21 protein-coding genes and 1 tRNA gene are annotated in these 21,866 nt (G+C 64.9%); 14 read left to right on the top strand and 8 right to left on the bottom strand.

The window, feature by feature from the left end:
• Window positions 1-123 precede the first annotated feature (123 nt).
• From ACWA1Q_RS13300 to ACWA1Q_RS13290, 3 genes are all read left to right on the top strand, one after another.
• Complete coding sequence (locus ACWA1Q_RS13300; RefSeq protein ID WP_463758008.1) at window positions 124-816, top strand: HAD family hydrolase; 693 nt, start codon at window positions 124-126, stop codon at window positions 814-816.
• Window positions 817-841: 25 nt separating this feature from the next.
• Window positions 842-3,292: a glycoside hydrolase family 65 protein gene (locus ACWA1Q_RS13295; RefSeq protein WP_463758007.1), complete on the top strand. Its 2,451-nt coding sequence runs from the start codon at window positions 842-844 to the stop codon at window positions 3,290-3,292.
• 103 nt (window positions 3,293-3,395) lie between these two features.
• Window positions 3,396-3,788: a hypothetical protein gene (locus tag ACWA1Q_RS13290; RefSeq protein WP_463758005.1), complete on the top strand. Its 393-nt coding sequence runs from the start codon at window positions 3,396-3,398 to the stop codon at window positions 3,786-3,788.
• A gap of 126 nt (window positions 3,789-3,914) precedes the next feature.
• Here the strand turns inward: ACWA1Q_RS13290 and ACWA1Q_RS13285 are convergent.
• Window positions 3,915-3,988, bottom strand: a tRNA-Gly gene (locus tag ACWA1Q_RS13285).
• 60 nt (window positions 3,989-4,048) lie between these two features.
• Here ACWA1Q_RS13285 and dcd point away from each other — a divergent pair.
• Entirely contained in the window at window positions 4,049-4,654 is a 606-nt protein-coding gene (gene dcd / locus ACWA1Q_RS13280; protein ID WP_463758003.1) for a dCTP deaminase, read from the top strand.
• A 6-nt stretch (window positions 4,655-4,660) separates the two neighbouring features.
• Window positions 4,661-5,437: a type I methionyl aminopeptidase gene (map, locus tag ACWA1Q_RS13275; RefSeq protein WP_463758001.1), complete on the top strand. Its 777-nt coding sequence runs from the start codon at window positions 4,661-4,663 to the stop codon at window positions 5,435-5,437.
• Between the two features lie 3 nt (window positions 5,438-5,440).
• Here map and ACWA1Q_RS13270 read toward each other — a convergent pair whose 3' ends face one another.
• The 3 genes from ACWA1Q_RS13270 to ACWA1Q_RS13260 form a co-directional block, all read right to left on the bottom strand.
• Window positions 5,441-6,238, bottom strand: coding sequence for an isocitrate lyase/PEP mutase family protein (locus ACWA1Q_RS13270; protein WP_463757999.1), 798 nt, complete (start codon window positions 6,236-6,238; stop codon window positions 5,441-5,443).
• 75 nt (window positions 6,239-6,313) lie between these two features.
• Window positions 6,314-7,063: an SDR family NAD(P)-dependent oxidoreductase gene (locus tag ACWA1Q_RS13265; protein ID WP_463757998.1), complete on the bottom strand. Its 750-nt coding sequence runs from the start codon at window positions 7,061-7,063 to the stop codon at window positions 6,314-6,316.
• Between the two features lie 4 nt (window positions 7,064-7,067).
• Window positions 7,068-7,943, bottom strand: a complete 876-nt coding sequence (locus ACWA1Q_RS13260) for a fumarylacetoacetate hydrolase family protein (RefSeq protein WP_463757995.1) — start codon at window positions 7,941-7,943, stop codon at window positions 7,068-7,070.
• Window positions 7,944-8,117: 174 nt separating this feature from the next.
• On the opposite strand from ACWA1Q_RS13260, the gene ACWA1Q_RS13255 reads away from it, so the two are divergent.
• The 5 genes from ACWA1Q_RS13255 (at window position 8,118) to ACWA1Q_RS13235 (ending at window position 13,425) form a co-directional block, all read left to right on the top strand.
• Window positions 8,118-9,398 carry an L-fuconate dehydratase gene (locus ACWA1Q_RS13255; protein WP_463757993.1) on the top strand — a complete coding sequence of 427 codons (1,281 nt, stop codon included), beginning with the start codon at window positions 8,118-8,120 and terminating at the stop codon, window positions 9,396-9,398.
• Window positions 9,395-10,351, top strand: coding sequence for an aldo/keto reductase (locus ACWA1Q_RS13250; protein WP_463757991.1), 957 nt, complete (start codon window positions 9,395-9,397; stop codon window positions 10,349-10,351). Before ACWA1Q_RS13255 ends, ACWA1Q_RS13250 begins: the two co-directional genes overlap by 4 nt.
• Window positions 10,348-11,190 carry an amidohydrolase family protein gene (locus tag ACWA1Q_RS13245; protein ID WP_463757989.1) on the top strand — a complete coding sequence of 281 codons (843 nt, stop codon included), beginning with the start codon at window positions 10,348-10,350 and terminating at the stop codon, window positions 11,188-11,190. The genes ACWA1Q_RS13250 and ACWA1Q_RS13245 overlap by 4 nt, the downstream gene beginning before the upstream one ends.
• 25 nt (window positions 11,191-11,215) lie before the next feature.
• Window positions 11,216-11,635: an RbsD/FucU family protein gene (locus ACWA1Q_RS13240; protein ID WP_463757988.1), complete on the top strand. Its 420-nt coding sequence runs from the start codon at window positions 11,216-11,218 to the stop codon at window positions 11,633-11,635.
• 116 nt (window positions 11,636-11,751) lie between these two features.
• Complete coding sequence (locus ACWA1Q_RS13235) at window positions 11,752-13,425, top strand: MinD/ParA family ATP-binding protein (RefSeq protein WP_463757986.1); 1,674 nt, start codon at window positions 11,752-11,754, stop codon at window positions 13,423-13,425.
• Between the two features lie 108 nt (window positions 13,426-13,533).
• Here ACWA1Q_RS13235 and ACWA1Q_RS13230 read toward each other — a convergent pair whose 3' ends face one another.
• A complete protein-coding gene (locus ACWA1Q_RS13230) occupies window positions 13,534-14,403 on the bottom strand; it encodes a sugar phosphate isomerase/epimerase family protein (protein ID WP_463757984.1) in 870 nt (289 codons plus the stop codon).
• 212 nt (window positions 14,404-14,615) lie between these two features.
• Between ACWA1Q_RS13230 and ACWA1Q_RS13225 the strand changes: the two genes are divergently transcribed.
• The 4 genes from ACWA1Q_RS13225 (at window position 14,616) to ACWA1Q_RS13210 (ending at window position 19,435) form a co-directional block, all read left to right on the top strand.
• Window positions 14,616-16,124: a sugar ABC transporter ATP-binding protein gene (locus tag ACWA1Q_RS13225; protein ID WP_463757983.1), complete on the top strand. Its 1,509-nt coding sequence runs from the start codon at window positions 14,616-14,618 to the stop codon at window positions 16,122-16,124.
• Window positions 16,125-16,132: 8 nt separating this feature from the next.
• Complete coding sequence (locus ACWA1Q_RS13220) at window positions 16,133-17,155, top strand: ABC transporter permease (RefSeq protein ID WP_463757981.1); 1,023 nt, start codon at window positions 16,133-16,135, stop codon at window positions 17,153-17,155.
• A gap of 204 nt (window positions 17,156-17,359) precedes the next feature.
• The gene (locus tag ACWA1Q_RS13215) at window positions 17,360-18,352 is read left to right on the top strand and encodes a substrate-binding domain-containing protein (protein WP_463757980.1); all 993 of its coding nucleotides are present in this window, start codon (window positions 17,360-17,362) and stop codon (window positions 18,350-18,352) included.
• Between the two features lie 78 nt (window positions 18,353-18,430).
• Window positions 18,431-19,435 (top strand): aldo/keto reductase, encoded by a 1,005-nt coding sequence (locus ACWA1Q_RS13210; RefSeq protein WP_463757979.1) that lies wholly within the window; start codon window positions 18,431-18,433, stop codon window positions 19,433-19,435.
• Here the strand turns inward: ACWA1Q_RS13210 and ACWA1Q_RS13205 are convergent.
• The 3 genes from ACWA1Q_RS13205 to ACWA1Q_RS13195 are packed head-to-tail and all read right to left on the bottom strand — an operon-like array spanning window position 19,392 to window position 21,864.
• The gene (locus tag ACWA1Q_RS13205) at window positions 19,392-20,330 is read right to left on the bottom strand and encodes a phosphotriesterase family protein (RefSeq protein WP_463757978.1); all 939 of its coding nucleotides are present in this window, start codon (window positions 20,328-20,330) and stop codon (window positions 19,392-19,394) included. The genes ACWA1Q_RS13210 and ACWA1Q_RS13205 overlap by 44 nt on opposite strands.
• Entirely contained in the window at window positions 20,327-21,241 is a 915-nt protein-coding gene (locus tag ACWA1Q_RS13200) for a shikimate dehydrogenase family protein (RefSeq protein WP_463757977.1), read from the bottom strand. The genes ACWA1Q_RS13205 and ACWA1Q_RS13200 overlap by 4 nt, the downstream gene beginning before the upstream one ends.
• Window positions 21,238-21,864 (bottom strand): bifunctional 4-hydroxy-2-oxoglutarate aldolase/2-dehydro-3-deoxy-phosphogluconate aldolase, encoded by a 627-nt coding sequence (locus ACWA1Q_RS13195; protein ID WP_463757976.1) that lies wholly within the window; start codon window positions 21,862-21,864, stop codon window positions 21,238-21,240. The genes ACWA1Q_RS13200 and ACWA1Q_RS13195 overlap by 4 nt, the downstream gene beginning before the upstream one ends.
• Window positions 21,865-21,866: the final 2 nt, after the last annotated feature.

The raw sequence follows: 21,866 nt of genomic DNA, 5'->3' as shown, positions 1-21,866 counted from the left end.
AACCCAACGGCGGCCAGGAGGTGCCGTAGAGTCAACCCCAAGGTTTCGCCCGCTACTCACTTTTCGGGGGTTCTTCTGAACGCATACGACACCGCTCCGGCCAGCCTGGACGGCTACTCCGCAGTGCTCTTCGACCTCGACGGAGTCCTCACTCCCACAGCTGATCTCCATCGTTATGCCTGGCAGTCCATGTTCACCGAGGTGTTCGCCGAGAAGGGCGTGACCCAGCCGTACACCGACGACGATTACTTCGAACATCTCGACGGCAAACGCCGGTACGACGGCGTGGCAAGCATGCTGGCATCCCGCGGCATCCTTCTGCCGCTGGGTTCTCCGGACGATCCGCCGACGGCCGACACGGTGACAGGAATCGGTAACCGCAAGAACGACTACTTCTCACGGGCTCTCGAGGAGCGTGGCATCCTGGCCTATCCGGGTTCACTGGAACTCGTGGATTTCCTCGAGAAGAGACGGATGCCGATGGGCGTCGTCTCGAGCTCGAAGAACGCGAGGTGGGTGCTCACCGCGGCAGGCCTGATCGACCGGTTCCCGGTCATCGTCGATGGTCTCGTTGCTGCGGAGCAGTCCCTCGCGAGTAAGCCTGCTCCCGACATGTTCCTCCATGCGGCCCACGCCATGAACCTCGACCCGGCGAACATCGTCGTCTTTGAAGACGCCATCTCGGGTGTCGCCGCTGCCAGTGCGGGCGACTTCGGCCTGGTGATCGGCGTCGACCGCGGGGCCGGTGCCGAGGCGCTCCTCGAAGCCGGAGCGCACACGGTCGTCGACGACCTCGCCGTATTCGTCAACCGTTGACCGAAATTTCACCAGAGGACCCGAGATGAACCGAGACCGTTTTCCTGTTGACCCGTGGCGGTTGATCGAGACACACTTCGACGCAGAGACCCTCGGCCTCACCGAGTCGCTGTTCGCAGTCGGCAATGGCTTCCTCGGGATGAGGGGGAACGCCGTCGAAGGTCGAACAGCGCATGAACACGGGACCTACGTGAACGGCCTGCACGAGACCTGGAAGATCCGGCACGCAGAGGAGGCGTACGGATTCGCCGAGGTCGGTCAGACCATGGTGAACGCGCCAGACAGCAAGGTGATGCGGCTCTACGTCGACGATGAACCGCTTCTTCTCGATGACGCCGACCTGCTCAGCTACGAACGCAGCCTCGACTTTCGGGAGGGCGTACTGACGCGTGACCTGCTCTGGCTGACACCATCCGGCAAGCGCGTTCAAGTGACAGCGACGCGCATGATCTCATTCCCGGAACGCCATCTCGCCGTGTTGACCCTCGACGTGACCGTGCTCGATGCCGACGCACCATTGACCATCTCCTGCCAGATTCTCAATCGGCAGGACGGCGAGGACGACTATGACGGCGCGGGGGACTCGGGCGAAGAGCTCAACGACCCGCGCACGGCGGGGCGGGTCTCCGAGAGGGTCTTCCTCCCTCAGGAGCACTGGCAGGACGGAGAGCGCAGCGTGCTCAGCTTCGAGGTCGCGAACTCGAAGATGACCCTCGCGGTCGCCGCGGACCACCTGATCGAAACCTCCAACGACTACTCGGTGGAACACCACATCGACGGGAACATGGCGAAAAACGTCTTCGCCATCGATGCCCGCAAGGGCGAGCCGGTGCGCGTCACCAAGGTCGTCAGCTATCACAGCTCACGTCGTGCCCCCGCCCGCGAACTCATCGACCGTTGCCGACGCACTCTCGACCGCATCCGCTCGGTGGGAGTCGCAGAGCAATACACGAAGCAACGCGACTGGCTCTCGGAATTCTGGGAACGTTCGGACGTCGAGATTCCCGGGCACGACGACGTCCAGCAGGCGGTGCGCTGGAACCTGTTCCAGCTCGCGCAGGCCTCCGCCCGGGCGGACGGTCTTGGTGTCCCGGCGAAGGGTGTCACCGGCAACGGATACAGCGGGCACTACTTCTGGGACACCGAAATCTACGTCGTCCCCTTCCTCTCGTATACGAGCCCGCTCTGGGCGAGAAACGCTTTGCGGCTCCGGGAGCAGATGCTGCCCGCTGCCCGTGACCGCGCCCGCAAGCTCAACGAAGCCGGCGCTCTCTTCCCCTGGCGGACGATCAACGGGGAGGAAGCATCCGCCCACTACGCGGCCGGTACAGCGCAGTACCACATCAACGCTGACGTGACCTATGCGCTGGCGAAGTTCATCGACGCGACGGGCGACCTGGACTTCCTCTGCAATGGCGCTGTCGACATCGCCGTCGAGACCGCCCGCATGTGGACGACGCTCGGATTCTGGCGCAGCAACGGCGACGACCGGTTCGAGATTCACGGTGTGACGGGCCCGGACGAGTACACCACCGTCGTCAACAACAACCTCTTCACCAACGTCATGGCACGCTTCAACCTTCGGTACGCGGCCCAGACGGTGCGGATGATCCAGGAAGAGCGACCAGATTCATACGCCAGGATGGCCGAGCGGCTGGGATTCAACGAGACGGAACTCCTCGACTGGGATCGGGCTGCGGATGCCATGACGATTCCCTATTCGGAATCGCTGCAGATCCACCCGCAGGACTCGGCCTTCCTCGAAAGAGAGGTGTGGGACCTGGCGGCGACGCCGGACGACCGGAAGCCGCTCATGCTGCACTTCCACCCCCTGGTGATCTACCGGTTCCAGGTACTCAAACAGGCGGATGTCGTTCTCGCGCTGTTCCTGCAGGGTGACGAGTTCACCCTCGAGCAGAAACTCGCCGATTTCGACTACTACGACCCGCTGACCACCAGCGATTCGAGCCTGTCGAAGATCGTGCAGTCGATCATCGCCGCGGAGGTCGGCTACCAGGACCTCGCGCTCAAGTACTTTCTCGATACCGTCTTTGTCGACCTGGAAGACCGGCACGGCAACACCGCGGACGGTGTGCATGTCGCAGCGTCTGGAGGGGTGTGGAACTCCGTCGTATCCGGGTTCGGTGGGATGCGTGACTACGACGGCCTCCTCACTTTCGATCCGCGACTGCCTGTTTCCTGGCCGGAGCTTCGCTACCGACTGACCTGGCGAGGAACCCGGATGCTCATCAGTCTGACGGCTCCGGCCATGAAAGTGACGATCATCGACGGCGACGGCCCGGTCAGCTTCGAGGTGCGGGGCCAGCAATTCGAGGCGCAGGCCGGCACAGAACTGGTGATTCCTCTCGACGATCAGGGGCCGGTTCGGGCAGGAGCCCCCGTGCAGAAGCGGCGGAACCGCCGTGACGACGGCAGCATCATGGAGCCGGCAGCGTCCGTATTCGCGGAGGAGTGATCCGCAACGGGCGGCTTGTCAACGCCGGGCGAGAATCGCGCTGCTCCCTTAGCGTGGAATGGTCGGCGTCGGAGCACCACCTCATGAGATTGGGACCAAAGCAATGGGAAAACTGTACGCACTGATCCTCGGAATCGTTCTTGGCGGCCATGGTCTGGTCGGCCTGTTCATCGAGGGAGATCGGTTGATGGGACTTCTCAACGTCGACACCCTCGTCGATGTGATCTATCTCGTCAGCGCCTTCCTGCTCTTCCTCGTGGCATTCACCAAGAGCTCGCCGTTGATGATCCGCGGCGTCCTGTTCTCGGTCGGTGGCGTCCTGCTTCTCCTCGGGATCCTCGGACTCCTCGACAATCAGGTCTTCGGACTGCTGCCGACGGGCCTCACTCTCGTTGACTTCTTCCTGCTGTTCGGTGCCGGCGGGCTGACGCTCATCTTCTCGGTCCTGCCGCGGACGCCGGAGCCCCTGACCACCGCTGGCGAGCCGCTCAACTAGCACTCGACAGGCCTGAGCTCCCGAAACTGTTGCTCAGCCTCTGGAGCGGAACGTTCGTGCTCGACCGGACCAAGTTCGGCCGGAACCGCAGCGGGGCGCGATCTCGTTCTCAGCGGCTTCTCTCACTGGAGCGGATGACGGGAATCGAACCCGCGCTATCAGCTTGGGAAGCTGAAGTTCTGCCATTGAACTACATCCGCACGTGTCGCCCGGAGCGACCGTCGCCATACTATCAAGCCCGGCCCTTATAAGCTGACCTCGTGCTTCTCTCCGATCGCGACATCAAAGCTGAACTGGCCTCCGGACGCATCGGCCTCGAGCCGTCGCATACCGGGATGGTCCAGCCATCGAGCGTCGACGTGCGCCTCGACCGCTACTTCCGTCTGTTCGACAATCACAAATATCCGTACATCGACCCGGCCGAAGACCAGCCTGAGCTGACGCGCCTGATCGAGGCGAAGCCGGACGAGCCGTTCATCCTCCACCCGGGCGAGTTCGTGCTGGGCTCCACGTACGAGCAGGTGACCCTACCGGACGACGTCGCTGCCCGCCTCGAAGGAAAGAGTTCGCTCGGCCGGCTTGGCCTGCTCACCCACTCCACCGCCGGGTTCATCGACCCTGGTTTCAGCGGGCACGTCACCCTCGAGCTCAGCAACGTCGCGACGCTGCCGATCAAACTGTGGCCGGGAATGAAAATCGGCCAGCTCTGCTTCTTCCAGTTGAGCTCGGCCGCCGAAAAACCGTACGGCTCAGCCGAATACAGTTCCCGCTACCAGGGTCAGCGCGGCCCGACGGCATCGCGCTCGTTCCAGAACTTCCACCGCACCGATGTCGGTGTCCTCGACGCCGGACGCGCCGGCAGTTAGCGCCACATGATCGAAATCCTGAACCCCGCCGAACTGACCCAGGCGAAGCACACGGGCAGTGTCGTCGCGCACATCCTCCAGACGATCAAGGACCGCACGAAGGTCGGGACGAACCTCCTCGACATCGACCGCTGGGCACAGGAGATGATCGCCGAGGCGGGGGCTGAGTCCTGCTACGTCGACTACGCGCCGTCGTTCGGACGCGGTCCGTTCGGCCACTACATCTGCACCGCCGTCAACGACGCCGTTCTTCACGGGCTGCCCCACGACTACTCGCTCGCTGACGGAGATCTTCTGACGCTCGACCTCGCCGTGCTCACCGGAGGAGTCGCCGCGGACTCGGCGGTCAGCTTCCTCGTCGGCGACTCGAAACCCGCCGCGAGCGTCGCGATGATCGAGGCGACCGAGCGCGCGCTGGAGGCGGGCATCGCCGCAGCCAGGCCGGGAGCGCGCATCGGTGACATCTCCCACGCCATCGGCTCGGTCCTGAGCGAGGCCGGGTACCCGATCAACATGGAGTTCGGCGGCCACGGCATCGGATCGACGATGCACCAGGACCCGCACGTCGCCAATGACGGGCGGCCAGGGCGCGGCTACAAGCTGCGCCCCGGACTTCTCCTCGCTCTCGAACCGTGGGTGATGGAAGACACGTCGGTCCTCGTGACGGATGCCGACGGCTGGACGTTGCGAAGCGCGACCGGTGCTCGCACCGCACACAGTGAGCACACGGTCGCGATCACCGACGATGGTGCAGAAATCCTCACCCTGCGACAGGGTTCCTGAGAACTACAGTTCGAATCTGAAGCTCAGGTCGTCGGGATAGTCGCCCAGGGCGGTGAGGGTGGTCGCCGCCCGCTGCAGCGCAGCGAGGGCGAGCCCCATTGTTTGCGGGCCGAAGCTGACTCGCGAGATGCCCAGCTCGGCGAGCTTCTTCAACGGAACTCCGCCACCGGCACCGATGGTCGAGAGCCGGCCGTTCACCTCGTCGAGCGCCCGCTTCACGGTGTCCTCGTTGATCAGCCCGAGGAAGAAGATGACGTCGGCCCCGGCATCCAGGTACGCGTTGGCGCGAGTGACCGCGTCTTCCCACGTGCCTCCGCCCGCGAGCGTGTCCACTCGCGCGTTGATGACGAGCGGGATGCCGGTGGCGTCGCCGGCAGCGCGGGCGGCAGCCACACGGGCGGCCGCGTCATCGATGCTGCGCTGACCACCTGTCGCTGCTTCGAGCGAGTCCTCGATGTTGATGCCGACGGCACCGGACTCCTCGATGAGGCGACGGACGTTGGCGCCGACACCGGCGGCATCCGTCGCGTAGCCTTTCTCGAAGTCCACGGACAGCGGCAGATCGGTGGCTCGGGCGATGACCGTGGCGGCGCGGATCGCTTCGTCGACACTGAGGCCCTCGTTGTCGGGCACACCGTGGGCGAATGAGATGGAGTGCGAGGCGCTCGCGAGCGCCTGGACGCCGGGCGCTTCGGAGACGATCTTGGCACTGATCGCGTCCCACACGTTGGTGACGATGAGGGGGTTCCCCGGGGCGTGGAGCCGGTTGAGGAGTTCAGCCTTCTGCAGTTGTGATGTCATCGCCCCAGTCTGGCGCGCACCCGGGCGCGCTGGCCAGACCGTGCGATGGAGAGCGATTGCTGCTACGAGCGCCGTTCACTCCGGGCGGAGCCGGAGCTCGTGCATCCCGCCATCGACGGCTATCGAGGTGCCGGTCGTTGATCCCGAGCGAGGGCTGGCGAGGTAAGCGACAGCATCCGCAACCTCATGGGGGGAGACGAGGCGGCCATGCGGTTGACGGGCGTTGAGAGCAGAACGCTCGGCCTCGGGATCCTCCGCGCTCTCGAGGAGGCGCGACACCCAGGGCGTATCGGCTGTTCCCGGATTGACGGCATTCACGCGGATGCCTTCTCGCAAGTGGTCGGCGGCCATCGCGCGGGTGAGGGAGAGCACAGCGCCTTTGGACGCGCTGTAGAGGGCACGCGCCGGGATGCCTGCTGTGGCGGCGATGGACGACGTATTGACGATCGCAGCGGACGGGGATTTGCGCAGCCAGGGAAGCGCGGCGCTCGAGACGCGGGCGATCCCGGTGACGTTGATGTTGAACACCCGGGCCCACTCGTCGTCATCGTTGTCGGAGATGGTGCCCTGTGCGCCGATGCCCGCATTGTTGACGACAATGTCGATACGGCCAAACTTTTCGGCGATGGCCCCGATCGCGGCATCGACTGACTCGCGGTCGGCGACGTTCGCTTCGAGCGCGAAATGAGCGGGGTCGGCGTCGGCGGGGTTGAGGTCGAGTACGGCAACGCGTGCTCCGCCCTCCGCCAGACGGTCGGCGATTGCGGCGCCGATCCCGGATGCGCCGCCGGTGACGACGGCGACGAGGTTGTCGAACTCTGGCATGGGTTTACTCCTTTGTCGCATTGCGGTCGTCGGGGTGCGCCGTGAAGATCTGACGCTGGCGCCCGAGTCCTTCGATCTCGATCTCGACCACGTCGCCGTCGGCCAAATACGGGAATCGGCCCGACAGCGCGACACCTTCCGGGGTTCCAGTGAGCACGAGGTCGCCGGGCTCGAGGGCGAGGTACTGGCTGAGATGCCAGATGACGTATTCGACACCGAAGATCAGATCTGCGGTCGAAGAGTCCTGTCGGGGTTCGCCGTTCACGAAGCTCGTGAGGCGAACGTCGGCGGCGTTCACCTCGTCGGGGGTGACGAGCCAGGGCCCGGTCGGGTTGAACCCGGGCGCACACTTGCCTTTCGACCACTGACCGCCAGAAACCTCGAGCTGGAACGTGCGCTCCGAGACATCGTTGGCGGTGACGAACCCGGCGATGTGGGCGGCGGCGTCATCGGGGGAGTCGAGGTAGGAGGCACGCTTTCCGATGACGACGCCAAGCTCGACCTCCCAGTCGGTCTTCGTGCTGCCCCGCGGGATCTCCACCGAATCGTTCGGGCCGACAACGGTGTTCGGCGTTTTCATGAACATGATGGGAATCTCGGGTGGGGCAGAGCCAGACTCGGCGGCGTGCGCGGCGTAGTTCATCCCGATGCAGATGACCGCGCTCGGGCGGCCGATGGGGGAGCCGATCCGCAGTTCATTTGCGCCGTCGAGGGGTGTCAGTGTGCCGGCCTCGAGCGCTGCCCGCACGCCGGCGATGCCGGACGATGACAGGAATGCGCCGTCGATGTCTGGCGTGATCGACGAGATGTCGAACCAGGTGCCGTCGAATTCGACGACGGGGGATTCGGAGCCGACCGGCCCCAGTCTGGCGAACTTCATGCGGCAATTTCCTGTCTCTGGGCGGGTGTGCTGGCATCAGCGCCACCGGGAACATCTGAACTATCGGGTCGCTGCGTCCTCCCAGTCGCGAAAAGATCGGCAGGGCCCGGCCTGATTGACATTCTATACATCGGATGTTTAGTGTGAGCTATTCCAACCTAGGAGATTTGCCCCGTGAGCATCATTCGCGCACTCGAAACCAGCGACATCCGTTTTCCGACATCGACGTCGCTCGACGGTTCTGACGCGATGAACCTTGACCCCGACTATTCGGCCGCATACGTGCGCGTCTTGACCGATGCCGACGATGGCCTCGAGGGCCATGGCTTCGTTTTCACCATCGGTCGCGGTAACGACGTGCAGGTCGCGGCGATCGAAGCGCTCTCCGCTCACCTCATCGGACGCAACGCCGAGGACCTCCTGGCGCACATGGGTGCCACATGGCGGGAGCTCGTCTGGGATTCGCAATTGCGCTGGCTGGGACCGGAGAAGGGCGTGATGCACATGGCCATCGGCGCCGTCGTCAACGCCCTCTGGGACCTCAAAGCCAAGCGAGCGGGGCTTCCGCTCTGGCAGTTGCTCAGCCGGATGAGTCCCGAGGAGATCGTCGAACTGGTGGACTTCCGCTATCTGACGGACGCCCTCACTCCCGACGAGGCGCTCGACATTCTGCGCGCCGCCGTTCCCGGCCGTGCCGAACGTGAGGCAGAGTTGCTCGCCACGGGCTACCCCGCATACACGACGACACCCGGATGGCTCGGATACAGCGACGAGAAACTTGTCCGCCTCGCGAAAGAAGCCGTGGCCGAGGGTTACGGCATGATCAAACTCAAAGTTGGCGGGAGCGTCGACGACGACATCCGGCGGATGCGACTGGCTCGCGAGGCGGTCGGACCCGACATCCGGATCGGAACAGACGCGAACCAGCGCTGGGGCGTCGACGAGGCAATCGAATGGATGTCACGACTCGCCGAATTCGACGTCGCCTGGATCGAGGAGCCCACGAGCCCGGACGACCTGCTCGCCCACGCCGCCATTGCCCGCGGTGTTGCTCCGATCCCCGTCGCGACGGGTGAGCACATGGCCAACCGGATCATGTTCAAGCAGTTCCTGCAGGCCGATGCCCTCCAGGTGCTGCAGATCGACGCCTCGCGCGTCGCCGGCGTGAACGAGAACGTCGCCATCCTTCTCCTCGCCGCGAAGTTCGGAGTTCCGGTGTGCCCGCACGCCGGTGGCGTCGGCCTGTGTGAGGCGGTGCAACACCTGTCGATGTTCGACTACGTCGCCGTCACAGCGACGCACGAAGGCCGGGTCATCGAGTTCGTCGACCACCTGCACGAGCACTTCGTCACCCCCGTCGAGATGCGGAACGGTAGCTACATCGCCCCGACCGCGCCCGGAAACGGCATGGAGATGTACGCCGCCAGCCGGGCCGAGTACGCTTTCGGCACATGAGCGAACTGACCCTCCCCAACCTTGGATACGGTGCCGCCAACGTCGGCAATCTGTTCCGCGCGCTCACCGACGATGAAGCCTGGGAGATTCTCCAGACCGCGTGGGATGTCGGGGTACGGTACTTCGACACGGCGCCGCACTACGGCCTCGGTCTGTCTGAGCGCCGGCTCGGCGCATTCCTCGCTACCAAGCCGCGCGACCAGTTCGTGGTGTCGACCAAGGTCGGACGCCTGCTCGAAGACAATCCCGAGGGGGCGAATCACCTCGACACCGAGAACGACTTCGCCGTTCCCGCCTCGCTCAAGCGGGTCTGGGACTTCTCCGCCGGCGGCATCCGGGCCAGTGTCGAGGATTCACTCGAGCGAACAGGGCTCGACCGGTTCGACGTTCTCTACCTGCACGACCCTGAGCGCAACGACCTCAGCGAGGGGCTCGACGTCGCGATCCCGGCGCTCGCCTCCTTCCGCGACCAGGGGATGACCCGGGCAATCGGTGTCGGTTCGATGGACACCGACGCGTTGCTCGCCTCGGCCAACACAGGTGCCCTCGACCTTCTCATGGTGGCTGGCCGGTACACGCTCGCGGAGCAGCCGGCGCTCGCCGAGGTCGTGCCCGCCTGCAGGGAGCACGGCGTGCGCATCGTGAACGCCTCGGTGTTCAATTCCGGGCTCCTCGCGACCGACAATCCCGGGGCCGACGCGAGGTACGAGTACGGTGGAGTTCCCGCTGAGTTGCTTGAGCGAGTGCAGGCGATCGCCGCCGTTTGCCGCGAGTTCAGCGTCTCGCTCCCCGCCGCGGCGCTCCAGTACACGCTCCGCGACGACACCGTGGCATCCATCGTCGTTGGCGGAAGCAAACCGGATCAGCTCCGGCAGAACGCCGCCCGGATCGCCGAGCCGATCCCGGCCGAACTCTGGCAGACCCTCACCGAGAAGGGCCTGATCCCGGCATGACCGCCCCGCGGCGTATTGACGCGCACCTGCACCTCTGGGACCTCGACGTCTCCGAATATGCCTGGCTCGGTCCACAATTCGGCCCGCTTTACGCCAGCTGGTCAGCCCAGCAGGCTGAGCCGGAACTCCGCAGCGCGGGGATGGACGGGGCGATCCTGGTTCAGGCCGAGGACTCCCACGTCGACACACAATTCATGCTCGACAATGCCGATGCCCACGACTGGGTGCTCGGCGTCGTCGGCTGGGTTGAGCTCGATTCGGCGGATGCCGCCCGGCGGGATCTCGACGCGTGGTCGCGGCATCCGAAATTCCGTGGCATCCGGCACCTGCTCAACGACGATCCGCGAGACGAATTCCTCGACCTGCCCGAGGTTCGCGCGTCACTCGCCGAGGTTGCGCGGCGCGGACTGGCCTTCGATGTGCACGACGCCTGGCCGAGGCACCTCGACCGCGCCACGAGGCTCGCTGCCGACCTCCCGGAACTCACCCTCGTGCTCGACCATCTCGCCAAGCCGCCGCGGGGACGCGACGACTTCGGTGCGTGGCGCGACAGCATGACGGCGTTTGCCGCGCAGCCGAACACCGTCGGCAAGCTGTCGTCGCTCCGCCGGCCGGACGCGCCCTATACCGTCGACGCTGTGCGTGAGGTTTTCGACCTGGCGCTGTCCGCCTTCGGCCCCGACCGGCTGATGTACGGCGGCGACTGGCCGATGTCCATCCCCGACGGCGGCTATGCGCCGACGTGGCACGTGCTTTCCGAGCTCGTCGGCGAACTCAGTGAACCCGAACAGGAAGCCATCCTCGGCGGCACCGCCAGCCGGGTGTACGGCATCCACTGATAACAACCAACGAGAGGAACCCGCAATGCTGCAGGGCATCAATCCACTACTCACCGGCGAACTGCTGATGCACCTCGACGAGATGGGGCACTCGGATGCCGTCATCATCGTCGACGCACACTTCCCGGCATCCCGCCTCGCTGAGCGCCTCATCACGCTGCCGGGTACGACGTCGCCCGATGTTCTCGCCGCCGTGTGCAGCGTGCTGCCGCTCGATGACAGCCCTGCCGTCGACCTGATGACGTCGGCCGATGGCGAAGTGCTCGATGTGCAAAAGGAACTGATGTCGTCTGCGGGAGTGGCCGAGGACGGTGTTCGGTTCGTCGACCGGTTCGATTTCTACGATGACGCAGAAGACGCCTACGTGATCATCCGCACCGGTGAGACCCGCAAATACGGCTGCGTCATCGTGCGGAAAGGCCTTGTCGGACACGCCTCAGCCTGAGTTTTCGCGGAAATTGGGCCCCCGAAGGCCCCTCACGCAATACTGGTACTCGGAAACTGGTCGTTTCGGTGCCGCAAAGGTGCTGGTCGGCCTCGGAAAAGAGACGGTGACCGGACATGTCAGACCCGACGAATGAGCCACAGATCACTGCCGTTGTTCGTGCCGATGGCACCGGTGAGGTCACCGTAGACGGAGAACGAACCGACGTGCACGCCGAGGACGTCGCCGGTGCGCGCGCCGCCGTGATCGCTCGCGTCGCCGAGGTTGCCGCCGCCAATGACCACCCGGTGCGAGTGACGATCACCGACCTCGACGGCCTCTACCCACTCATCGTCCACCCCAACGGTGTTGTGGATTCCGAGGGTCCTGTCTCCAACGGGACACATGCGCGCGGCGCCCTTCGAACCGAGGAGGCCCAGCAGGCCGCGGCCGCACCGGTTGTGAGCCAGCCTGAGTCCGGGGTGATTCCACCGCCACCGCTGGGGATCGAGGACCTCATCAATTTCGACGACGATGACGAGCCGGAACCCGAGAGGTCGCCCGCCAAGCGCTTTGAACCAGCTCCGACCCGGCGCTCCACCTTTCGCGCTTACGAGGATGACGAAGCAACCGTCGGCAGCGATTCCCCCGGGGAGAGCGATCCCAGTGCCGACCACACGAATGGCCCAGACAACAGCACGAACGGTGCACGCCGGGCCAGCGGAATCCCCACCGCCGATGCGGCGGGCGCGGCCGACGTGACCGCTTCGTGGCAGGCACCGGCGGCATCTGCTGTTCCCGATGAGACGATGCTCGTGCCCAACCCGGCCATCGCTCCGGCCGGCGTGCCCACGTTCTCACCACCCGCCGAGGAGGTTGCGCCGACCCTCGACGACTTCCTCCAGTCCCGCCCCGCCGCCCCCGAAGGCCCGGCGAAGCAAGGCTGGCAGGGCTTCGTACGCAAGATCACCGGCGGTCTCATTTCGCCGCAGCCCGGCAAAGCCGAGCGCGCGCATCGCGACGCGATCCGGCGTGTTCAGCGCAGCCTCAAGGGCCCGCGCACGATCGTGGTGCTGAACCCCAAGGGCGGCGCACACAAAACCACGGCAACCCTCCTGCTCGCGGCCACCTTTGGTACCCACCGCGGCGGTTCGACCCTCGCCTGGGACAACAACGAAACCCGCGGCACGCTTGGCTGGCGAGCCCAGCCAAGCCGGCACTCGAACACCGCCGTCGACCTGCTCCGTGACCTCGCCCGGTTCTCCGACGTCGAATCGGCACGGGTCGGCTACCTCGACAACTATGTCCGCGCGCAGGGCGACGCCCAGTTCGACGTGCTCGCCTCCGACGAGGATGCCGCCGCGTCGTCGACCATCGACGCCGACGCCTTCCACAGCCTGCACTCCACGCTCAGCCGGTTCTACCGCGTGCTCGTCATCGACACCGGGAACAACATGCGCGCATCGAACTGGGAGGCCGCCGTCGAAGCCGCTGACCAGCTCGTCGTCGTCACGACCGTGAACGAGGAGACGGCGGCAAGTGCGGCCTGGCTCATCGATGGTCTGCGCCAGAAGGGGCACCAGGACAAGGTCAGCCAGGCGGTGACCATCCTCTCGTCACCGGGTGATGCCGTGCAGTCCGAGCTCTCGCAGCGTCTCCACGCTCACTTCTCGGCGCTCACCCGCGTTGTGCTCGAGGTGCCATACGACCCGGGATTCCAGAGCGGCGGCCCGCTCAACGTCGACGTGCTCTCCCCGCAGACCCGCGAGGCCTGGCTGCAGGTGACGGCGGCGGTCGCCGACGGACTGTAGTCCGGCGTCGCACGCAAAACAGGAGATCGCACGATTAGCAGGAAGCAAAGCCCACAAGCCTCCTGCTAACCGTACGATCTCCGGTACCGGTGTTGCGGCCGCCCACCGTCAGTGCAGCGAGATCGTCTCCACCGCGCGCACCGAATCGCGGATGAAGCGGTTGGCGTGACCCGCGAGGTCGTCGGAGTCGTCCCACAGATTGCGCCAGATGCCGAGCATACGGCTGAGATCTTCGTTCACGACGGCGGACGAGAACGACTCGAACACGACGGGACCGTCGTAGCCCAGCCTTCCCAGACCCCGGAAGAACGACCCGAAGTCGACGGTGCCGGATCCGAGGTAGCCACGGTGGCTCTCGCCGATGTGCACGTATCCCAGCCGCTTCCCGACATCGAGCACGGGGGTGTAGAGATCCGACTCCTCGATGTTCATGTGGTACGTGTCGAGGTGCACAGAAACGTTGGGGGACCCGATCTCGTCGAGGAACGCGAGTGCCTGCCTGCCGGTGTTCATCACGTTGGTCTCGTAGCGGTTCACCACTTCGAGCGACAGATGGATGCCGAGACCCTCTGCCCGCGACGCCAGCCGGCCAAGCGCTGCTGCGCTCGACGCGCGACCCGATGCCGTCGCCGGAACCATGTACTTCTTCATGGCGCTGTAGATGGCGCCGCAGAGGTTCCGTCCGCCCATCGCGTGCACGATATCGAGGCACTCTTCGAGCAGCCGCTCACCGGCGGCGACGACGCCCGGGTCGTCGCTGGTGAGGTCCGTGCTCTCATTCAGTCCGAGCGACGCGCTCACCGCGAGGCCATTGTCCTCGAGCAGGCGAGCCGCAAGCATCCGATCAAAGTTGTACGGGTCCATCAGGGGAATTTCGATGAGGTCGAAGCCCGCCTGCCTGGTCTTCTCGATGGCCCGAGTGAGTCCCTCTTGCTCGAATGAGCCGGAGAAGACGAGAGCGTGTGCGCCTATGAGCACGTTCGTGTCCTTTCACCAGATGCAGACCGCCGATGCTGATCCGCGTTCGGGTTCCACACTATTCGGGACGTGCGAATTTAGATACATTAAGGTACAACTGATAGTCCGAGCGGTCCGATTTCACGGATTGATCGGATCTTTGGCAATTCCGTGTCACAATTCTCTAGTGAACGGGAGCCACAGGTTCCACCCTCCGACGAAGTAGGTGAAGAGTGTCGACGCAACTGTTGAAGGTCAGCGGGATCAGTAAGAGTTTCCCCGGTGTCCAGGCGCTGCAGGACGTGCAGTTCGAGTTGGATCGCGGCGAGGTTCTGACCCTTGTCGGTGAGAACGGTGCCGGCAAGTCGAGCCTGATGAAGATTCTCTCCGGGATCTACGCCAAGGATGCCGGTTCGATCGTTTTCGAGGGCACCGAAGTTGAGATCGACAGCCCGAAGACGGCGCAGGAGCTCGGTATCAGCATCATCCACCAGGAGATGAACCTGATGCCGCACCTCTCGGTTGCGCAAAACATCTACATCGGCCGCGAGCCGCGCACGGCGGGATTCGTCAACGAGCGCCGACTCAATCGTCAAACCACTGAGTTGCTCACGCGACTCGGCATCTCGCTCAATCCGCGACAGGCCGTCGGCGAGCTGACCGTCGCAAAGCAGCAGATGGTCGAGATCGCCAAGGCGTTGTCTTTCGACGCCAAGGTCCTCATCATGGATGAGCCCACATCGGCGCTCACCGACTCCGAGACCGAGACGCTGTTCGCACTCATCGCGGGGCTCAAGCAGCACGGAACAGGCATCATCTACATCTCGCACCGGATGGAGGAGCTGCGTCGCATCGCGGACCGCGTCACTGTTCTCCGCGACGGGCGCTACATCGGAAGCCTCGATAAGGGTGAGATCGACATCCCGACCGTCATCGAGATGATGGTCGGCCGCCACATCGAAGAAGGCGCACGGCCAGAGGCGCGCGAGCACGCCGACGACGACGTCGTGCTCAAGGTCGAGGGACTCGGAACGCGCTACCTGCTCCGCGACATCAACTTCGAACTCAAGCGGGGCGAGATTCTCGGCTTCGCGGGACTCATGGGCGCGGGGCGCACCGAAGTCGCCAGAGCGATCATCGGGGCAGACCCCTCCGAGGGCGGAACGATCCACGTGCAGGGCAAGAAGGTGCGGATCACCCAGCCGGCGGATGCTGTCGCTCACGGGATCGGGTACCTCTCGGAGGACCGCAAGCAGTTGGGCCTGCTGCTCGAGCGCGATGTGAACACGAACATCCTGCTCGCCTCGCTCAAGGACTACACCGGGCCGCTCGGTTTCATGCGAACGGGCAAAGGCAAGCAGAAGTCGAAGGGATACGTCGAATCCCTGCGCATCAAGACTCCCTCGATCAACTCGGTCACGAAAAACCTGTCCGGGGGAAACCAGCAGAAGGTCGTCATCGCCAAGTGGCTGGCGAGGGATTGCGACATCCTCATCTTCGATGAGCCCACCCGTGGAATCGACGTGGGCGCGAAAGAGGAGATCTACCGACTCCTCAACGAACTCGTGGCCCAGGGCAAATCGATCATCATGATTTCGTCCGAGCTGCCGGAGGTGCTGCGGCTCTCGCATCGGATCGTCGTGATGGCGGGCGGCCGGATCACCGGCATCCTCGACAACGAGGATGCGAGCCAGGCAAAAATCATGGACTACGCGACCAACGTGGCCGACGAGAAAGAGTGAACACAGCAATGAACGCAACTCCTGTCACCGAACAGTCCACACGCCCGGGGGTGACCCCGCCCGAGAAGCAGGGAACGGCGCTGTCGTTCCTTCGTGCGAAGCTCCAGCAGTCGCTCGCGTTCGGCACGCTCATCGTGCTCGTGATCTTCTTCTCGATCGCGAGCAACAACTTCTTCAGCTGGTCGAACATCTCGAGCATCCTGCTCGCGACGGCGGTCATCGGCATCCTTGCCCTCGGAACAACCTTCGTGATCATCACCGGCGGCATCGACCTGTCCATCGGAACAGGAATGACGCTCGCCGCGGTGATGACGGGAATCTTCCTCGTCAATATGCAATTGCCACTCGTCGTCGGCGTGATCGGTGGACTCGCCACGGGGGCGTTGATGGGCTTCATCAACGGATTCAACATCGCGATCCTCAAGTTGCCGCCGTTCATTGCGACGCTGGCGATGATGATGATCGCGCAGGGTCTCGCGCTCGTCATCTCCGGCGTCCGCCCGATCTACTTCTCTGGAGTCGAGGGCTTCAAGACCATCGCACTCGGCACGCTCATCCCGGGGCTGCCGAACGCGGTCCTCATTCTGTTCCTGCTCGCGATCGTTGCCTTCCTGCTGCTGAGCAAAACCATCTTCGGCCGCTACACCTTCGCAATCGGCAGCAATGAAGAAGCCACTCGACTCTCCGGCGTGAACACGCGCAAGTGGCTCATCCTCGTGTACACCGTCGCCGGGCTGTTCACCGGTTTCGCCGGCGTCGTGATCGCCGCTCGCCTGGACTCGGCCCAGCCCCAGATCGGTATGGGTTACGAACTGCAGGCGATTGCCGCTGTGATCATCGGCGGTACGTCGCTCCTTGGCGGCCGCGGGTCGATCATGGGAACCGTCATCGGTGCGCTCATCATGAGCGTGCTCATCAACGGTCTCCGCATCATGTCGATCCAGACCGAGTGGCAGAACGTCGTCGTCGGCATCGTCATTCTCATCGCCGTCTTCACCGACACCCTCCGCCAGCGGAGATCAGTCACCTAAGCCCCCACACGCGGGAAGGGCTGGCAGCACCCGAGAGGCCGGGCTGCTCTTCCCCAGCGAATCGCGAAATCGATTGCATCGGCGGAATGACGCGGGATATAACGATCTTGTATCCACATGTACTTTCGCCACTTCCGGTCACTCAAACGAAATAGCATGGCCGAACCACCCCCGGTTGGTCCGAACGAACAATGGAGTTATTCGATGAAAACAGGTAAGAAAGTCGCCGTCCTCGCGGCCGCGGCCGCTGTGGCCCTGAGCCTCGCCGGCTGTTCGAACGGTGGCGGCGGAGGAACGGCTGAAGAGTCCGGCTCTGGCGACGGCGACATCACGATTGCCCTCGTTTCGAAGGGTTTCCAGCACCAGTTCTGGCAGGCGGTCAAGCAGGGCGCTGAGCAGCGCGCTGAAGAGCTGGGTGTCACAGTGACCTTCGACGGCCCAGCCGCCGAAACTGAAATCGACGGTCAGCTGCAGATGCTGCAGGCTGCCATCGACAAGAAGCCGGATGCCATCGGCTTCGCAGCCCTCGACCCCGAGGCCTGCATCCCGCTCTATGACAACGCCGAAGCCGCAGGCATCCCGATCGTCGAATTCGACGCCGGTTGCTCGAGCGAATACGGCCAGAGCATCGCCAAGACCGACAGCATGGGCGCAGGAGCCCTTGCCGCCGACCACATGGCGGAGCTGATCGGTGGTGAGGGTGAGGTCGCGATCGTCGGCCACAGCCAGATCAACTCCACCGGTGTGGAGCGTCGCGACGGCTTCATCGAGCAGATGGAAGCCGAGTACCCGGACATCGAGATCGTCGACACCCAGTACGGTGACGGTGACCACCTCAAGTCGGCAGACATCGCCAAGACCATGATCCAGGCCCACCCGGACCTCAAGGGCATCTACGGTACCAACGAGGGATCCGCCATCGGTGTTGTGAACGCTGTCGGCGAGCTGGGCCTCGAGCCCGGTGAACTGACCGTCGTCGGCTTCGACTCCGGTAAGGCACAGATCGACGCCATCACCAACGGCATCATGGCCGGTGCAATCACTCAGAACCCGATCGGTATCGGTGAGGAGGTCGTTCAGGCGGCCTTCGACATCATCAACGGCGAGACCCCGGAAGAGGTCATCGACACCGGTTACTACTGGTTCGACAAGGACAACATGGACGACGAAGAGATCGCCGCTGTTCTCTACGAATAACACCGTGTAATCCGCAGTATCCGACCCCTTCCCCGGTATCCGGGGGAGGGGTCGTGCTGCTCCCGGGAGGATCCAACCATGACCGCAAAAGACTCGCTCGAATTCGGCCCGCTGTCTTTCGGAGGTGCTGAACTCGGTAACCTGTTCAGCGTCGTCGATGACGCGCAATCGGATGCGACGCTCGAGACCACCTGGGATCTCGGCATCCGCTATTTCGATACCTCCCCGCACTACGGGCTCGGGTTGTCCGAACACCGGATCGGAGAGTTCCTCTCCGGCAAACCGCGGGACGAGTTCGTCGTCAGCACCAAAGTCGGGCGCCTGCTCGAGCCGACGCCAGAGAAGGCGCATGAACCGGACGACACCTGGTTCCTCGTGCCACAGGCGGCCAGGAGGGTGTGGGACTACTCGGCCGATGGCATCCGGCGCAGCCTCGACGATTCACTCCAGAGGATGGGACTGGACCGGATCGACGTCCTCTACCTGCATGACCCGGAACAGTATGGAGTGACCGACGACATCCCCGGGGCTCTGGCCGCCCTCGCGGCCATGCGGGATGAAGGGCTCGTCCGTGCCGTCGGAGTGGGCACGAGCGACGTCGGGATCCTCCGTGATGCCGTCACCACCAGCGACATCGACCTCGTGATGGTTTCCAACCGTTATACCCTGCTCGACCAGTCGGCACAGCTCGCGATTTCGCGCTCGTGCAACGAGCGCGGAGTAGGGATCGTCAACGTCGGGGTCTTCAATTCGGGCATTCTCGCCACGGCCGAGCCTCGGAAGGACGCTCACTTCGAGTACGGCCCGGTGCCCGCCGACCGGCTCGAGACAGCGCGCCGGATCGCGGCGGTCTGTCGCAACCACGGCGTCGAGTTGCCGGCCGCCGCGCTGCAGTACAGCCTGCGCGACGACGCCGTGCGCACTGTCGCCGTCGGGTCGGCGAAGCCGGAGGAGATGCGCGAGAACGCGGAACGGATGTCCGTCCCCATTCCAGACGAGCTCTGGGCAGAACTCGCGACGTCGGGACTGGTCCCTCGCCTCAGCGCACCTTCCACGCCAGCCAGCGGTGGGCGTTCGTCGTGAGGATGCCGTCGAGCGCGTCGGCTCCGATCCGGTCGAGCAGCCGCGGAAGGTACCGGCGCCCGAGGTAGGCGAGGCCTGGCATCCCGCCGTACGACACGTAGCGGGTGCGCCGCGCGACATCGCCGCCGAGAATGACCGTAGCGCCGGCTGAGACCACCACGGCCGTGAGGTCAAGAAGTTCCGCGTCGGTTCGCACGCGCGATCGCGCCATGCCGTCGTAGCCGAGGATCGCGCCACGCGCCGCGAGTTCGACGTGCAGACCGGCGTCGGGATTGCGGTCGGCATGGGCGAGGACGACTCGCGACGAATCTACCCCACCCGCCTCGAGAAGATCCAGCACCTCGTGGGCGGCTGTCCCGAACTCGAGGTGCACCATCACAGGGGCGCCCGTTCGCTCGTGGGCAGCGGAGACCGCAGACAGAACCCGCCGCTCGAACGCCGAAATCCGCCAGTAGTCGACGCCCGCCTTGAGCACACCCGCGCGCACAGCGGTTCGACGGCCCTGGTCGGTGTCAGCGACCGGCATCCCTTCGGTGAGGTCGGCGACGAACTGACCGGTCAGGCCCGACTCATCGAGTCCGAGAAGCGCGTGGTCGTTCCCGTAATGCGCTTCGCGGTGGGCGCCCGTGGTCGCGACGACGTGGAGCCCGGTTGCGGTACTGATTCGGGCGACCGCTTCGGGGTTCCGGCCGAGGCCGATCGGGGTGGCATCGACCATGGAGTCGAAGCCGCTCGCGCGGAGGAGGCCGGCTTCGGCCTGCGACGCCGCCTCGTCCGTCAGTTCGTCACCGGGCAGCAACGGCGACACCTGAAACAGGTGCTCGTGATAGTTCACCCGGCCGAGATCGGTCACAGCGACATCGCCGAGGACGGTTCGGGCGAGTGGGGGAGTCATCGCATCTCTTCGGCGGCGTCGGCGAGCTCTTCGACGAGCTCATCGGTGAGATCGATGGCGAACACCTCGGCGATCACCTGCGTCCAGCCGTGGATGAAGTACCGCCAGCCGTCGACGACGACGAGATCGGATGCCGTCTGCTGGTCGCGGGCCTGCGCGAGGAACTCGAGGGTGCCCCGGTAGTTGAACTCCCACACGTAGGCGGCGCGCGGGAACACCGCGTCGTCGGGGAGGGGCGATCCCGGCCGGTCCTTGCCGAGACCGGAAGCATTGACGACGAGACTCCCGGCGCCGAGTTCTGCGAGAAGACCGAGCGTCACATCCGCATCGGATGCCAGGACGTACCGCACGAGATCGGCGGGCGTTCCCCGGCGTGCGTGGACGTCGCGGAGGTGCTCGAGCCGCTCGGTGCTCGTGTCGGTGACGATGATCGACCGGGGCTGATCCTCCCGCTCGCTGAGGTACCAGCTCAAAGCGGTGCCCGCTCCACCGGCACCGAGGATGAGCGCGTCAGCGCCGGTCGAGCCGAAGTGGTCGCTGGGGAGGAACTCGGCGACCGCGAGTCCCGCGGTGATCGGATCCTTGGCGTGGCCGAGCAGAGCGCCGTTGCGCTTCGAGATGCTCGAGACCTCACCGCACAGCGTGCTGAAGGTGTCGAGCTCGTCGAAAAGATCGGACGCGGCAGCGAACAGTGCCATTTTGTGCGTGGTGACGAGGGCGCCCAGGTGGTCCGGATCATCCCGAATCTGCTCGACGAGCGCCCGATAGTCAGCGGCCGCGGCATCGAGCGGGAGGTCGTGCCCGACCAGGGAGCGCGTGGGCAGGTCGAGGATCTCGGCCCACCGCGGGAAGATCCGCATGATCGACGAGCCTCCGGTGGTGACCCCGACGAACCCCATGTGGCCGGTCATGCGCCGACCCCGGATGCGGCGTACGCCTCGGCGCGGCGGGTGATCCCGGCCCAGTCCTCAGCGGCAAGCGCTGCGGAGGAGATGAGGTCGCTGCCGGCACCGACCGCGATCGCACCTGCCGCGAACCAGTCCCCGATGTTCTCCGGGCTCACTCCACCCGTCGGCATGAGCGGAACATCCGGGAACGGCCCACGCAGCGCCCGGAGGAAGGCCGGGCCACCGAGAGAAGCCGGGAAGATCTTCACGACGTCGGTTCCGAACTCGATGGCGGCCATCACCTCCGACGGGCTCAGTGCACCGGTCATCACGGTCAGGCCGGTGTCTTTCATCGCGCGCGTGAGGTTCTCGCGGGTTCCGGGGCTCACGAGGAATCTTGCCCCGGCATCCGCCGCCTGGGTCGCGTGCTCCGGGGACGTCACCGTGCCGGCACCGACATAGATGCTGTCGCCGTACTTCTCATCGAGGGCACGGATAACGGCTGGAGCGTCCGGGGTCGAGAAGGTGATCTCGAGCCCGGTGACTCCACCCTCAACGAGGGCGTCTGCTGCCCGGAGAGCGCTGTCGGCCGACGGGGCGCGCAGGACGGCGAGCACGCGGGTGGACTTCAGGGTTTCGAGTGACACGA

Source organism: Mycetocola sp. TRD_SC_2 (assembly GCF_055361225.1).
The sequence above is the reverse complement of the archived record's forward strand: the minus strand, read 5'-3'. Positions and strand labels throughout refer to the sequence as shown.